This window comes from Acinetobacter sp. NEB 394, from assembly GCF_013374795.1.
Taxonomy (GTDB): domain Bacteria; phylum Pseudomonadota; class Gammaproteobacteria; order Pseudomonadales; family Moraxellaceae; genus Acinetobacter; species Acinetobacter johnsonii.
This window is the reverse complement of record NZ_CP055277.1, coordinates 3,022,811-3,037,833: the sequence shown is the minus strand read 5'-3', so window position 1 is coordinate 3,037,833 and position 15,023 is coordinate 3,022,811. Positions and strand designations below refer to the sequence as shown.

General features: G+C 42.3%; 10 protein-coding genes and 1 pseudogene. 7 read left to right on the top strand and 4 right to left on the bottom strand.

All coding sequences use genetic code 11. The annotated features are described in order from the left end of the window. Positions 1-23 precede the first annotated feature (23 nt). Positions 24-1,238 (top strand): SAM-dependent methyltransferase, encoded by a 1,215-nt coding sequence (locus HUK62_RS14685; RefSeq protein ID WP_176538233.1) that lies wholly within the window; start codon positions 24-26, stop codon positions 1,236-1,238. Between the two features lie 59 nt (positions 1,239-1,297). Further along, on the top strand, positions 1,298-1,732 hold the full coding sequence (locus HUK62_RS14680; protein WP_176538232.1) for a GNAT family N-acetyltransferase: 435 nt from the start codon (positions 1,298-1,300) through the stop codon (positions 1,730-1,732). A 32-nt stretch (positions 1,733-1,764) separates the two neighbouring features. Here the strand turns inward: HUK62_RS14680 and HUK62_RS14675 are convergent, their stop codons facing one another. From HUK62_RS14675 to HUK62_RS14660, 4 genes are all read right to left on the bottom strand, one after another. Then, positions 1,765-2,106, bottom strand: a complete 342-nt coding sequence (locus HUK62_RS14675; RefSeq protein ID WP_005400239.1) for a hypothetical protein — start codon at positions 2,104-2,106, stop codon at positions 1,765-1,767. Between the two features lie 188 nt (positions 2,107-2,294). Then, on the bottom strand, positions 2,295-4,427 hold the full coding sequence (locus HUK62_RS14670; RefSeq protein ID WP_176538231.1) for a 3-hydroxyacyl-CoA dehydrogenase NAD-binding domain-containing protein: 2,133 nt from the start codon (positions 4,425-4,427) through the stop codon (positions 2,295-2,297). A gap of 345 nt (positions 4,428-4,772) precedes the next feature. Continuing rightward, positions 4,773-5,978, bottom strand: coding sequence for an acetyl-CoA C-acetyltransferase (locus HUK62_RS14665; RefSeq protein WP_176538230.1), 1,206 nt, complete (start codon positions 5,976-5,978; stop codon positions 4,773-4,775). Positions 5,979-6,169: 191 nt separating this feature from the next. Next, positions 6,170-7,180 carry an AraC family transcriptional regulator gene (locus HUK62_RS14660; RefSeq protein WP_086208841.1) on the bottom strand — a complete coding sequence of 337 codons (1,011 nt, stop codon included), beginning with the start codon at positions 7,178-7,180 and terminating at the stop codon, positions 6,170-6,172. A gap of 209 nt (positions 7,181-7,389) precedes the next feature. Here HUK62_RS14660 and HUK62_RS14655 point away from each other — a divergent pair, with 209 nt between their 5' ends. From HUK62_RS14655 to HUK62_RS14635, 5 genes and pseudogenes are all read left to right on the top strand, one after another. Continuing rightward, positions 7,390-8,508 (top strand): CaiB/BaiF CoA-transferase family protein, encoded by a 1,119-nt coding sequence (locus HUK62_RS14655; protein WP_176538229.1) that lies wholly within the window; start codon positions 7,390-7,392, stop codon positions 8,506-8,508. Between the two features lie 119 nt (positions 8,509-8,627). After that, positions 8,628-9,902 (top strand): annotated as a pseudogene (locus tag HUK62_RS14650) (carbohydrate porin). Positions 9,903-10,086: 184 nt separating this feature from the next. Beyond that, the gene (locus HUK62_RS14645; RefSeq protein WP_176538228.1) at positions 10,087-12,489 is read left to right on the top strand and encodes a glucose/quinate/shikimate family membrane-bound PQQ-dependent dehydrogenase; all 2,403 of its coding nucleotides are present in this window, start codon (positions 10,087-10,089) and stop codon (positions 12,487-12,489) included. Positions 12,490-12,869: 380 nt separating this feature from the next. Then, positions 12,870-14,513, top strand: coding sequence for a nitrite/sulfite reductase (locus HUK62_RS14640; protein ID WP_004695142.1), 1,644 nt, complete (start codon positions 12,870-12,872; stop codon positions 14,511-14,513). Beyond that, a complete protein-coding gene (locus HUK62_RS14635; protein WP_176538227.1) occupies positions 14,506-14,991 on the top strand; it encodes a DUF934 domain-containing protein in 486 nt (161 codons plus the stop codon). The genes HUK62_RS14640 and HUK62_RS14635 overlap by 8 nt, the downstream gene beginning before the upstream one ends. Positions 14,992-15,023 lie beyond the last annotated feature (32 nt).

Here is a 15,023-nt window from a genome sequence, read left to right as displayed (position 1 = left end):
CAATTCTTTTTTTGGTTTCTATTATGACCGTTTCGGTATCGTCCTCTGCACAAGAGCAGCAATTCCTTCAAGCCTTTCAGCAAGCGCTTGAATCTCAAAGTTTTGATCGGATGATTCTGAGTCAATATCAGGGTGAACTTGAGCAACTCGAGAAGATGACTTTTCGAGTCGTCATGTTGCAAGGACAGCCTGTATTGAGCTGTTTATATCGCCATAAAACCCAAGATGTCACCAAAAATTATTCATTAGACACAGCACTTGATACGGTAACTGCACTTTTGGCGCAGTGTAAACAAGCCAATCTGCTGACAACTGAACAAGAGTGGCAACTGAAGAAGAACAAGAAGAAAGCCATGCTGACGCAAAGTAAAAATAAAACGGTAACCAAAGCTGTTGAGCAGCAAGGTCATGACCGTGTCAAACAGCGTTTTGTCGATCAAGACAGTTATTTCTTACAGCCGCTTGGTATTACCGATGTAAAAGCGCACATCATTCCCAGTATGGCGCGTAAGTGGAAACAGATTAATAAGTTTGTCGAAATCTTCTCAGGAGCACTAAGTCATATTCAACTGCCTGAACAACTGCGCGTGGTCGATTTTGGTTCAGGAAAAGGCTATTTAACTTTTGCTTTGTATGATTATTTGCTAAAGCAAGATCTGAACCCTTTTGTGACTGGGGTTGAGCTAAACAGCAAGATGGTGGAATTCTGTCAGGAGGTTGCGAATAAGTCAGATTTTCAGCAACTTGATTTTTTTCAGGGTGATGTTCGGACGTACCAACCTGAACGTCTCGATGTGATGATTGCGCTGCATGCATGTGATGTCGCGACTGACTTTGCGATCCATACGGGTATTCGTTTAAATGCTGAAATGATCATGTGCGCGCCGTGTTGTCATAAAGAATTACGTCCACAACTGAAAGCTCCGCTCGTGTTGCAACCCATGTTGCAGTTTGGCATTCATGCGGGACAGCAAGCTGAAATGCTGACCGATACTATTCGTGCCTTATTACTCAAAGCCTATGGCTATGAAACCAAAGTGTTTGAGTTTGTAGCACTTGAGCATACCAGCAAGAATAAAATGATTTTGGCAACCAAGCGTAAGGACTATCAAGCGCCCGATGTTGCTGTATTGGCACAAATTCAAGCCTTGAAAGAGATGTATGGTATTCAAAAGCATTCACTGGAATTGCTGTTGAATAATCAATGGGATCAGCAAGATGTAGGCTGTAAATGCTGATCTGAACATCACTTTTTAGTGCAATGACCAATATAGAGATGATTTATAGGGAAACGAAAATGCCAAGCTTGAGAATTACGCACGGAACATGGGAAGAGTTACAACAGGCTGCGAAAATGATTCGTGAGCAGGTCTTTATTCAAGAGCAAAACATTGCTGCTGAAGATGAATGGGATGAGCAAGATGAAATCGCAGTTCATTTTGTGGTCTATGAACAAGATCAAGCCATCGCCACCGCACGACTTTTGCAAAATCATAGTATTGGTCGTGTTGCAGTTTTGAAGTCACATCGTGGTTTGGGCGTGGGCAAAGTTCTGATGCAGGCGGTGATTGCATATGCCCAACAGCAACTGCGTCCATTTTTAGTCTTGTCCTCTCAAATGCATGCGCAAGCGTTTTATCAGGCTTTTGGCTTTATGCAAGAGGGTGAGGAGTATTTAGATTGTGGCATTCCGCATATTCATATGCGTTTATCATCCATAAAAAAGCCCTGATCTTTCAGGGCTTTTTTATTAGTCACAGCATATTAGTGACCATGTTCAGTTGACATTTTGGCATGTTCATCGGCACTCATGTCGTGCTCATCAGCGGTTGCATGTTCTGTGGTATCTTCAGAAGCTGCTTGAGCTCTTGCTTCGCGCGCATCTTTATCCGCTTGTGCTTTGGCCATCGCTTCTTCAGACATTGCAGGCGCATTTTTAAAAGCATGTTGCTGAGAGTTTTGCTGCGTTTGCTGACTTGGCATATAGTCAGGCTCATTGGTAATCGCAAGGTAGAAGATACCTAAGAAAATTCCACTTAAAATGAAAGCAATAATCAGTGCTTTCCAACCCCATGGTGATTTTTCAGGAGAAGTATTGTCAGTCATGTGCAACAGCCCAATTGAATAAAAATAAATCTAAAACTATGTAACTTTATAACACAAAAAACTGCATCGGGCTTGAAAAGAATGCACTAAAATAAGTCAAAATTAGATGCTGAATCAGCAGGTTAATTTTGTTGTGTCCTGAGAACATAAAAAAGGGATCTGCCGATCCCTTTTTTAAGGTGGAAGTTTTAGCGAATCTGACCCGATGGCACCGATTCAACCAAACGTTGCGGTGCTTTGAAACGCTCACCATATTTCGCTTCAAGTTGATTGGCACGTTGTACAGCTTTGTCTAAACCATATTGATTTAAAAACTGAATCGCTCCACCTGTCCACGGCGCAAAACCAATCCCAAAGATCGAACCGATATTGGCGTCAATTATAGACTCAAGAACATTTTCTTCATAACAACGTAAAGTATCTAGTGATTGTACAAACAGGAAGCGGTCTATCATTTCTTGTTCAGAAATATCTACATCTTGCTTCCAATGGTTCAAACCCTCCCAAAGATGTTTTTTACCACCTTCCGGGTAATCATAGAAACCTGCACCAGCAGCTTTACCTTTACGGTCAAAAGTATGAATCATGGTTTGAATCACATCATCTGCACCTGAACGAGGTAAATCTTTACCTTCAGCCTGAAGCGCCTTACGTGTTTCATTGGCAACATGTTCAGAAAGTGTTAATGCAACTTCATCTTGAATGGCCAATGGGCCAACGGGCATACCTGCTTTGAGTGCTGCCATTTCAATACGAGCTGGATGTACACCTTCATGCAGTAAACGTAAGCCTTCTTGAACAAAAGTACCAAATACACGACTGGTGAAGAAGCCACGGCTATCATTCACAACAATCGGAATTTTGCCAATTTGCTGTACATAATCATATGCTTTTGCCAAAGTTTCAGCAGAGGTATTTTTACCTTTAATGATTTCAACCAATTGCATTTTATCGACTGGACTAAAGAAATGCAGACCAATGAAGTTCGCTTGATCTTTCGATGCATTTGCCAAACCTGTAATCGGTAATGTTGAAGTATTTGAAGCCATCACACCGCCATCAACAAGGAATGCTTCAGCTTCTTGAGTGACTTTCGCTTTGAGCTCTTGATTTTCAAATACCGCTTCAATGATTAAATCACAGCCTTTTAAATCTTCCGCAGATGCTTTTGCAGTAATCAAGCTTAAAACCTGATCACGTTTTTCAGCCGTCATACGACCTTGGGAGACCTTTTTATCCAGTAATTTTTGGCTATAGGCTTTACCTTTTTCTGCATTTTCAACAGAAACATCTTTTAGTACAACGGGAATGCCTTTGATTGCTGTTGAATAAGCAATACCCGCACCCATCATACCAGCACCAAGGACACCCACTTTGCTTGCTTGCCACTTTGCAACATCTTTAGGGCGACTTGCACCTGCTTTAATCGCATTCATTCCATGCCAGAATGTACCGATCATATTTTTTGAAATTTGACCTGTTGCAAGATAAGTAAAATAACGTGATTCAATAGTCAGCGCTGTATCTACATCGACTTGCGCACCTTCAACCGCAGCCGCCATGATTGCTTCAGGTGCAGGATAGCAACCTTTGGTTTTATCACGTAACATCGCTGGAGCAATCGCCAGCATTTGTGCAACCGTAGGTGTTTTAGGATCACCACCCGGAATTTTATAGCCTTTAACATCAAAAGGTTGTTGCGACTTTGGATGCTCTTTTACCCAAGTGATGGCTTTATCCATCAACTCTTCGGGTGTTTCCGCAATGTCTTGAATTAAACCGAGAGATTTTGCTTTATCTACACCAAACTGCTTGCCTTCCATTAAGAATGGAAAAGCATTTTGTAGACCTAAAAGGCGTACCATACGCACGATACCACCACCACCCGGCAGTAGACCTAAAGTCACTTCAGGTAAACCAAACTTCGTTTTAGGATCATTCAATGCAATACGTGCATGACAACCTAAAGCGATTTCCCAACCACCACCTAAAGCTGTACCATTCAATGCTGCAACGACAGGAACACCTAGAGTTTCGATATAGCGAAACTCTGCTTTCATTTTCTGAATCATTTCAAAAAATGGAGTGGCATCTTCCAAACGAGCTTGAATCAACTCATCCAAATCGCCGCCTGCAAAGAAAGTTTTTTTCGCTGAACGAAAAATAATACCTGTAATAGAAGTTTCAGATTTCAGTTTAGAAACAATATTTTCCAAAGCTACACGAAAATCTGCATTCATAGTGTTTGCTGATTGATTCGGAGAATCTAAAGTCAGAATAATAATGCCGTCGTCATTTTTAAGATATTGAATTGCGCTCATAAAGTTTTTATCCAAATGATTTTTTGAACTTGAAATGTATACTTCTGCATAGTTGTATGAATTTTCAGCATCGCAGAGTCATTCCAAATTTATTTTAATTTCGGGTTTAACCTTCGGTTCGACCTACTTTTGTTTCGGCAAAAGTAGGCAAAACCATTGTCATACGCAAAACCTGAGGTACGGCAAAGATTAATAATCTTTGCCGTACCGCAAGGCGAAAGCTATGCTTGAGCATGAACTACGCACTTTGTTTGTCTTGCGCTACACCAAAGCTTTAGCCGCTTTGGCTTGCTCAGGTTGCGTATGACTGATTTGTGTATCAAATGCTCAATAAAATTTAGGTGGTTATACCAACTCAATAATGGTCGCAATACCCATGCCACCACCCACACATAATGTTGCCAAGCCACGCTTTTTACCTTGACGCTCTAACTCATCCAGTAAAGTTCCAAGAATCATCGCACCTGTCGCACCCAGTGGATGTCCCATCGCAATTGCACCACCATTCACATTAACTTTCTCAGCAGGAACTTGTAACTCCATCATAAAACGCATCACCACTGATGCAAATGCTTCATTGACTTCAAATAGATCAATATCATCAATCGTTAAACCAGCTTTTGCCAATGCTTTACGAGCAGCAGGTGCAGGCCCTGTCAGCATAATGGTTGGATCTGAACCCACCAATGCGGTCGCCAATACTTTAGCACGTGGTTTTAAACCTTGTTCTTTGACCGCTTTCTCGGAAGCAAGTAATACAAGTGCCGCACCATCGACAATACCCGATGAGTTTCCTGCATGATGCACATGGTTAATTTTTTGTGCTTCTGGATATTGTTGTAATGCAATAGCATCAAAACCCATTGCACCCATCATTTCAAAACTTGGATTGAGTTTTGCTAAACCATCTGCTGTTGTTGACGGTTTGATAAATTCATCTTGATCTAAAATGGTCACGCCGGCTTTGTCTTTAATAGCAACCACTGATTGATTGAAATAACCCGCAGCTTGCGCAGCTGCTGCTTTGCGTTGCGAATTTGCTGCAAATGCGTCGACATCTGAACGTGTATAACCATCCAATGTTGCAATTAAATCTGCGCCAATCCCTTGCGGAACAAAGTGTGATTTTAAATTTGTTTCAGGGTCTAATGCCCATGGCCCACCATCTGAACCCATTGCAATACGTGACATCGACTCGACACCACCTGCAACAACTACGTCTTCCCAGCCTGAACGTACTTTTTGCGCAGCCATGTTGACCGCTTCTAAGCCTGATGCACAAAAACGGTTAATTTGCACACCGGCAACATCATTGTCCCAACCTGCCGCAATTGCAGCAGTTTTTGCAATATCACCGCCTTGGTCTGCAATTGGAGTAACACACCCCAAGACAATATCGTCTACTTTAGAGGTATCTAAGTGATGACGATCTTTGAGTTCATTCAATAATGTTGTAAGTAAAGTAATCGGCTTCACTTCATGCAATGAACCATCTTTCTTTCCTTTTCCGCGTGGTGTGCGAATGGCGTCAATAATATAAGCCTCGCTCATAGCTGTTCCTTTTTATGACTTTTAAGTTGTTATGTATTTCGAGTGTACAAATTAATGGCTGTGTTGCAATGACTAGAACGGGTCAGGTCAGATGAGTCTTTTTGCCAATAGACTGAAGAGTTGAGCATAAAAAAACCCAAGATCGAAATCTTGGGTTTAGCAATGTGCCGAACCGTCGTTAAACTAGAAAATTAGTGATAGCCGTGTAGTTGGCGATATAAACCAGGTGTGACCCCAGTCCACTTTTTAAATGCACGGTGGAAGGTACTGGTTTCACTAAAGCCCACTTGTTGTGCCACATCTTCTAAAGTCAAACCTGGGTTCAATAGTAGGTGGATCGCGGCATCACGACGTAATGCATCTTTCACGCCTTGGTAACTTTTACCTTCAGCAGCTAAGCGGCGACGCAACGTTTGAGGAGATAAATACAACATGGAAGCCACATCGTTCAGGGTTGGCATTTCCTCACCAATTTGACTCTTCAACACATCACGAATACGTGAAGTGAGGGAGTTGGTGTTTTTAAATTTCACTAACAACTGTGCAGGAGCGGCTTTTAAGAACTCTTCTAACGTTTCTTCATTCTGACGAATTGGTAAGTCCAAATAATCTGCGGCAAAAGTGATTTCTGTACGCGGCATATCGAACTGCATCACAGGTGCAAAGAATAAGGCATCATATTCATCTGCATGTGCAGGACGTTCATAGCCAAAATGTACACGTTCAAGTGGTAAACGACGTTCAATCAACCAAGATGCGAGACCATGCCAAATCATCAACATACTTTCAGTGATAAAGTGATCTGGATCCATTGATTTTGGAATCTGAGGAACGAGACGTGCTTCGTGCTTGTCGCGCTCTAATGTCACCGACCATTCATCACCAAACAGTTTATAAAACTGTGAAGACAGTTCTAAAGCATCACCTAAGGTTTTGGCATGAATAATCAGCTGACACATGATGGCAAACGTACCTAAACGGCGTGGTTGCTTATCGAAGCCAACATGTTCGTCTTGGGTCACCATCCATAACATTTTAACGAAGCGAGTATATTGTTCTGGAGAAATACGGGCTTTAGGTTGACGCAGTAGTTCTGCCTCAATCCCTACGTGAGAAAGTAATGTTTCGACATCCATGCCGAGACGTTTTACGCCAGTTAAAGCCGCATTGACGAAATGGATACTAATGGTATCGCGGCTCATATTTAATCCTTCAGTCTCTTTTATATTCACTTGCGTTTGACCTAAATGACGCTAAAAAAAGTATTTTAGGCAATTTACACTAAAGTTTTTTGCCTTTTTACATGTTAAATTGCCGAAATGATCAAGGTAAATGGCTGAACATGACATTGTTTTGTTGCTTTTATATTTCTAAAATAGCTAAAAAATCAACATAAAAAGAGAAAATAAACATGGATATGGCATTGAAAGGATTGAAAGTTCTCGATTTTTCTACACTTTTACCTGGACCTTTTGCAACAATGTACTTAGCAGACTTAGGTGCAGAAGTGATCCACATCGAGTCTCCAACCCGCCCCGATCTGATCCGTTTAATGCCACCTTATGCCAATGGACAGGCCACAGCACATAGTTATCTCAACCGAAATAAGCATGCAGTGGCATTGGATTTGAAAGATCCTGCCAATATTGAACTGATCAAATCGAAAATTTCAGACTATGACATTGTGATTGAACAATTCCGTCCAGGTGTGATGCAAAGATTGGGACTCGACTATCAGACCTTATCTGAAATTAATCCACGCTTGATCTATTGTTCCATTACGGGTTATGGGCAAACAGGGGGGTATCAAAATAAAGCAGGACACGATATCAACTATGTAGCTTTGTCAGGGATCGCGGGACATAGCGGACGACAGCACAGTGGGCCACCACCAATGGGGATTCAAATTGCGGATATTGCAGGCGGCTCTTTGCATAGCGTGATTGGAATTTTAGCCGCAGTAATTGAAAGACAGCGTAGTGGTTTGGGGCAGTATATTGATATTTCTATGACCGACTGTGTGGTGGGGCTCAGTAGCATGGCCGCAGCTGCGAGCTTAGCAGGACAGGAAAAACAAGGGCCCGAGCAAAGCTATCTCAATGGTGCGACTTTTTATGACTATTATGAAACCCAAGATGGACGTTATTTATCGATTGGGAGTTTAGAGCCACAGTTTTTACATGGGCTGGCCCAGATTTTAGAGTTGCCGATTGTGGCTGAAAAAGGAGCCTCACTGGCAACCGAAGACCGTCAGGTGGTGAAACAAGCAATAAAAGACAAAATTAAAACTCAAGATTTTGCCACGTGGAACGCAATTTTTCAGCAGCAAGATGTCTGCGTTGAGCCTGTATTAAAGTTGGATGAAGCACTCGATTCGCAGTTAGCAAAAGATCGTGCATGGGTGGTTTCTGTACCTTTACAAGAGGGGAGTACAAAAAGCGAACAACAATTAGCTTGTCCAATTAAGTTTTCACGTTCAAAAATAAGATATGAATTTATAGGCAAACCAGTCGGTTTCGATTCTTTATAAATATCATATAACGATAATTTGGATATATTTAAAACAACAAAACGTCATAAAATGGGTTTTTATACAAATAAAGCGTATCATATCGATTAGTTGTAATTTTGTAAGAAAGGTCACCAATTATGAATAAATGTAAAAGAAGTTGGTGTTTTAATTTCGGTCTCTTAGTACTTAGTTGCTGCTTTCAAAGTGTGTATGCTGCAAATGCCTTTGAGGCAGAAAGCCCTTGGATGCTGGGTGACTGGAATGGTCAGCGCAGTGCATTGCAGCAAAAAGGCTACGACTTTAGCTTTGGCTATACGGGTGAAATGGCAACGTTGCTCGATGCCTCACATTCTTCAAGTCATGGTACCGAATATGCAGACCAGTTTGCATTCGGTACGCACTTTGATTTAGACAAGATTTTGGGTTGGCAGGATACTGAGGCTCAAATCACCATTACCGAACGCAATGGGCGTTCACTTTCTCAAACATCCGATGCTTTAGATGGGCATTTAAGTTCCACTCAAGAAGTGTGGGGACGTGGACAGACGTGGCGTTTAACCGATTTGTGGATTAAGAAAAAGTTCATGGATCAAAAGTTAGACATCAAAGTCGGTCGCTTTGGTGAAGGCGAAGACTTCAATAGTTTCGACGGTGATTTCCAAAACCTTGCGCTCTGTGGCTCTCAAGTTGGTAACTGGGTCGGTGACCAGTGGTACAACTGGCCTGTCAGCTAATGGGCTGCGCGAGTCAAATATAACCTTCGGCCAGACCTGTATGCACAAGTTGGGGTGTATGAATATAACCCTGAAAACTTAGAACGTGGCAAAGGCTGGAACTTAAGTACCGACGGTTCGCAGGGGGCCATTATTCCTGCTGAAGTGGTGTGGTCTCCTCAGTTCGGGGCTGAAAAATTACCCAGCGAATATCGTGCGGGTTATTACTATAGTTCAGCAGATGCCACAAATATTCAAAACCCGCAGCAAACTTCACATAAACAAGGGGGCTGGGTGGTTGCCAAGCAGCAACTCACAGCACATCACGGTGATGCCGCGCGCGGTTTAACAGGTTTTGTGAATCTCACGCTAAATGATTCAGATACCAATAAGGTTCGTGACATGCAGAACATTGGTTTGGTCTATAAAGGCGCTTTTGATGCCCGCCCTCAAGATGAAATCGCGATTGGCCTAGCCCGTATTAATATCAATGATGATGTCAATGACGCGAATATTGTCAATAACAGCGTCAAAGCCCGTTTACAAAGTGAAGAGTATGATGCCGAGATTTACTACGGTATTCATGCAGTCAACTGGTTAACTATTCGTCCCAATATCCAATATATCCGCCATGTAGGCGCATATAAAAATGGTGAAAATGCATGGGTCGGCGGAATTAAATTCCAGACCGCATTTTAGTTTCTAGATCGATAAGTATTTGTCCAGCAAGGTCGATAAATACTTTTTACGGTTGCTCAAAGCATAAAACTGTTCGAAATAAGTCGTTTGGACAGATACTTAAAATCTAAAAACTGTCTAGGTGTTCATATCGATATTAAAGCGATATGAGCTTTTAACAGAATCTAAGAAAAAGGTGGTCAATATGAGTACTCCGTCTTCAGGTTCAGGGCTTAAAACTTTTACAGCTGTGATTGCTGTAATCTTTGGTTTAGTCCTGCTGATAGGAGGGATTTATCTTGCAGTGCTTGGTGGGTCTTGGTACTACATCATTGCAGGTTTACTCTTCATCGTGACTGCAGTTCTACTGCAAAAATTAAAAAGTACGGCATTAATCGTTTATGCGTTGTTGGTCTTGGGTACAGTGGTTTGGGGCTTATGGGAAGTGGGTTCAGACTTCTTTGCCTTGGCGCCACGCTTAGATATCCTTGGTTTATTTGGTTTATGGCTACTCATTCCAGCGGTCACACGCGGCTTTGACAATGCTAAAGGTGCAAAAATTGCTTTAACAGGTTCACTGGCAATTACCATTGCAGTGATGATCTATGCTGTATTTAATGACCCTCAAGAAATTCGAGGTGAACTGAGCAGTAAGCAGCCTGCAACCGCGCAGTCCATTCCAGGTGTTGCTGATGGCGACTGGCCTGCATATGGCCGTACTCAATCTGGCTTGCGCTATTCTCCTTTAACACAAATTAATTCTGAGAATGTTAAGGATTTAAAAGTCGCTTGGACCTATAACACAGGCGACTTTAAAACAGAAAATGACTCTGGTGAAACCACCAATCAGGTCACCCCAATTAAAGTTGGGGACAATATGTATATCTGTACCACGCACCAAAAACTTGTTGCACTTGACCCTGCTACAGGTAAGGCGAAATGGACTTTTGATCCGAAACTTAAAGCGGACAATACTTTTCAGCACTTAACCTGTCGTGGTGTGTCTTATTATGATGCGAACAATACGGCTGGTTTTGAAGCCAGCTTGCAGCATAAAAAATCATCGTCTGAGCTATGTCCACGTAAAGTAATCCTACCTGTGAATGATGGCCGTTTAGTTGCCATCAACGCTGATACTGGTGAGCGTTGTACTGACTTTGGTAAAAATGGTGAAGTCGATTTACAAAAAGACATGCCGTTCCCTTATCCAGGCGGTTATATCCCAACGTCGCCACCTGTAGTCACAGGCACGACTATTATTATTGCGGGTTCAACCACAGATAACTATTCAACTGAAGAACCTTCAGGTGTGATTCGTGGTTATGATGTAAATACAGGCGCATTGTTGTGGGTCTTTGACACAGGTGCCGAAGATCCGAACGCGATTCCAGCTCCGGGTCAAAAGTATGTTCAAAACTCACCGAATGCATGGGCACCATTAGCCTATGATGCAGCTTTGGATATGGTTTACATTCCAACGGGTGTGGGCACGCCAGATATTTGGGGCGGTAACCGTACTGAGTTGCATGAGCGTTATGCCAATTCAATGCTGGCACTGAATGCCTCAACAGGTAAGTTGGTGTGGAATTTCCAAACCACGCATCATGATTTGTGGGATATGGATGTACCATCACAACCGACATTGACGGACATTAAAGACAAGTCGGGCAAAATGGTTCCTGCCATTTACGTGTTAACGAAAACAGGCAATGCCTTTGTTCTAGACCGTCGTACTGGTGCAGCCATTGTTCCAATTACGGAAAAACCTGTACCACAAACGGTGAAACGTGGGCCACAAACCAAAGGTGAGCGTTACTCTGCGACACAACCTTTCTCTGACTTTGATCTTGCGCCAAAAGAAAAATTGACGGATAAGCAAATGTGGGGCGCAACCATGTTTGACCAGTTGATGTGCCGTGTGTCTTTCCACAAACTGAATTATGACGGTATTTATACCCCACCTTCAGAAAATGGAACTTTGGTTTTTCCAGGCAACTTGGGTGTATTTGAATGGGGCGGTATGTCCGTTAACCCTGATCGTCAAATTGCGGTGATGAACCCAATTGGTTTGCCGTTTGTGTCTAAGCTTATTCCAGCCGATCCAAACCGTCCGAAAACAGCCAAAGGTGCAGGCACCGAAGCGGGTGTACAACCGATGTATGGCGTGCCTTACGGTGTAGAAATCAGTGCGTTCTTGTCTCCATTTGGTTTGCCATGTAAACAGCCTGCTTGGGGCTTTGTGGCGGGTGTGGATTTAAATACTCATGAAGTTGCATGGAAACGTCGTATTGGCACGATCCGTGACAGCTTACCAGGAATTCAATTACCACCATTTAAAATGGGGGTTCCTATGCTTGGTGGTTCAATCTCAACTGCGGGGAATGTGATGTTTGTCGGTGGTACGCAGGATAATTATATCCGTGCCATCAACGTGACCAATGGTGATGAACTTTGGAAAGGTCGTCTACCAGCGGGCGGTCAAGCAACACCAATGACCTATGAAGCCAATGGCAAACAGTATGTGGTCATTATGGCGGGTGGTCATGGTTCATTTGGCACCAAGATGGGTGATGCTTTGGTGGCGTATGCCTTACCAGATACAAAATAATCTGCTGTAGTCATTTAAACTTTCAAATAGTCTGATTCGTCAGGCTATTTTTATGTGCAGTCGGTTTAAAAGAGCAAAGTAAGGACGAGGAAAGAATAGAAAAATTGAGATCTACCCAGAAAGCCGGGTTTAAAATTTACGCGGTAGCAATGCATTGGTTGGTGTGTATATCATAGGCTGAAAGGGGTTAGCTGAATAATGTATAAGTATCTAATAAAAAATACTTTAATCAGAAAAAACCTTTAGGATTAGGGACAAACAGTACATCTACTTATCCTTATCAATAAAACAGCTATGAAATATGTAAAAAACGCATTTTGTTGATAGTTTAAATCTCGTTATGCTGTCAGCCGTTATAATGAAACTACTAGCTGTACGCCATGTATTTATATACTGATTTCGATCAGCAACTGATCAATGAACGTGTTGCACAGTTCCGTGACCAAACGGAACGTTATTTAGCTGGAAAACTCACTGAAGATGAGTACCGCCCATTACGTCTTCAAAACGGTCTCTATGTACAACGCTATGCGCCAATGTTACGTATTGCTGTGCCTTATGGCTTAATGAACTCAACGCAATTGCGTAAAGTTGCAGAACTTGCAACTGAGTTTGACCGTGGTTATGCACACGTTTCAACGCGTCAGAATATTCAGTTTAACTGGCCTGCGCTAGAAAATGTTCCAGACATGCTTCAAGAGCTAGCTTCTGTACAAATGCATGCGATCCAAACTTCAGGTAACTGTATTCGTAACACGACTACAGACCAATATGCAGGTGTGGTTGCTGGTGAAGTGGCTGACCCACGTCCAACGTGTGAATTGATCCGTCAATGGTCAACCTTCCACCCAGAGTTTGCTTTCTTGCCACGTAAGTTCAAGATTGCTGTATCAGCACTTGAAGAAACTGATCGTGCAGCGACCTCATTCCATGATATTGGGGTGTATATCGTTAAAAATGAAGCGGGCGAAATTGGCTATAAAATTAAAGTCGGTGGTGGCTTAGGTCGTACCCCTGTGATTGGTAGTTTCATTCGTGACTTCTTGCCACGTGAAGACCTGATTGCTTACTTAGAAGCCGTACTGCGTGTTTATAACTTACACGGTCGTCGTGATAACAAATACAAAGCACGTATTAAAATTTTGGTGAAAGCGTTGACGCCTCAAGTCTTTGCTGAAAAAGTCGAAGCTGAGTTTGCGCACACCATTAAAACTTTAAAAATTCAGCCTGAAATTTTGCAGAAATTAGACGAAGAATTTATACCGTTTGATTATCAAGATTATGCAGATGAAGATTTTTCTGAACAGTTTGCTGCACATCCGAAATTCAAACAGTGGTTCAATATCAATACCAATGCGCATAAAGTGAAGGGCTACCGTATTGTAACGATTTCGTTGAAACGTACGGGTATTGCACCGGGTGACGTGACCACGGAAGAGATGAATTTGATTGCAGACCTTGCAGACAAATACACCTTTGGTGAACTGCGGACCACGCATGAGCAAAATATTTCTTTGGTGGATGTTCCGCAAAAAGATTTGTTTGAACTGTGGACTATTCTTGAGAAAAACAATCTAGCACGTGCGCACATCGGTTTCTTAACCGACATTATTTGCTGCCCAGGCGGTGACTTCTGTTCACTGGCAAATGCGAAATCGATTCCTATTTCAGAAGCGATTTCACGCCGTTTTGATGATTTAGATACCATTTATAACCTTGGCAAACTGGATCTGAATATCTCAGGTTGTATGAATGCCTGTGGTCATCACCATGTGGGCAACATTGGTATTTTAGGTGTGGACAAAAAAGGCGCTGAATTCTACCAAATCACTTTGGGTGGTAATGCCGATCATGATGCTTCAATTGGTGACATCTTAGGCCCATCATTTGCAGCTGAAGTTGTGCCAGATATCGTTGAAGAAATTTTAAATACCTATCTTGACCTTCGTGCTGAGGGTGAAGAATTCATCGATACTTATCGCCGTGTGGGCATTCAACCCTTTAAGGAGCGTGCATATGCTTAATACAGCACTACAAGTCCTCTCTAAAGATGGCTCGATTGCAGACAATACTTATCAGGTGATTGGTGAAGATGGTGTTTTACCGCAAGGTGATGTGGTTTTAACGGTTGAGCAGTTAGATCAATTGGCTCAAGTTTCAGGTAAAAAAGCACTCCTTGTTACAGTCGATGCTTCTCCTGAAACGCATGAGTTCCCTTTAGATCAGTTAGATGCCATCTTTATTGATTTTGCGGGCTTTAACGATGGTCGTGGCTATTCATTTGCAGCGCTCTTACGTCGCCAAGGTTTTCAAGGTGAACTACGTGCAACAGGTGATGTGTTTAAAGATGTCTTGAATTACATGAAACGTTCAGGCTTTGATACCTTTGTTATTAAGGAAGGTAAAGACATTCTTGAGGCTGCAGCGGGTTTAAATGATTTTAGAAATCCATATCAAGCATCAACAGCCGTTGCACACGCCAGTTATCAAACGGGCGCTTAAATTTTCAAGTGAATAAAAAGCTGGACTTCGGT

Excerpts from the sequence above, each read along its gene's own strand:
- HUK62_RS14640 (WP_004695142.1), top strand. The coding sequence starts at position 12,870 with ATGTATTTATATACTGATTTCGATCAGCAACTGATCAATGAACGTGTT.
- HUK62_RS14675 (WP_005400239.1), bottom strand. The coding sequence starts at position 2,106 with ATGACTGACAATACTTCTCCTGAAAAATCACCATGGGGTTGGAAAGCA.
- HUK62_RS14645 (WP_176538228.1), top strand. The coding sequence starts at position 10,087 with ATGAGTACTCCGTCTTCAGGTTCAGGGCTTAAAACTTTTACAGCTGTG.
- HUK62_RS14680 (WP_176538232.1), top strand. The coding sequence starts at position 1,298 with ATGCCAAGCTTGAGAATTACGCACGGAACATGGGAAGAGTTACAACAG.
- HUK62_RS14685 (WP_176538233.1), top strand. The coding sequence starts at position 24 with ATGACCGTTTCGGTATCGTCCTCTGCACAAGAGCAGCAATTCCTTCAA.
- HUK62_RS14655 (WP_176538229.1), top strand. The coding sequence starts at position 7,390 with ATGGATATGGCATTGAAAGGATTGAAAGTTCTCGATTTTTCTACACTT.
- HUK62_RS14665 (WP_176538230.1), bottom strand. The coding sequence starts at position 5,978 with ATGAGCGAGGCTTATATTATTGACGCCATTCGCACACCACGCGGAAAA.
- HUK62_RS14635 (WP_176538227.1), top strand. The coding sequence starts at position 14,506 with ATGCTTAATACAGCACTACAAGTCCTCTCTAAAGATGGCTCGATTGCA.
- HUK62_RS14670 (WP_176538231.1), bottom strand. The coding sequence starts at position 4,427 with ATGAGCGCAATTCAATATCTTAAAAATGACGACGGCATTATTATTCTG.
- HUK62_RS14660 (WP_086208841.1), bottom strand. The coding sequence starts at position 7,180 with ATGAGCCGCGATACCATTAGTATCCATTTCGTCAATGCGGCTTTAACT.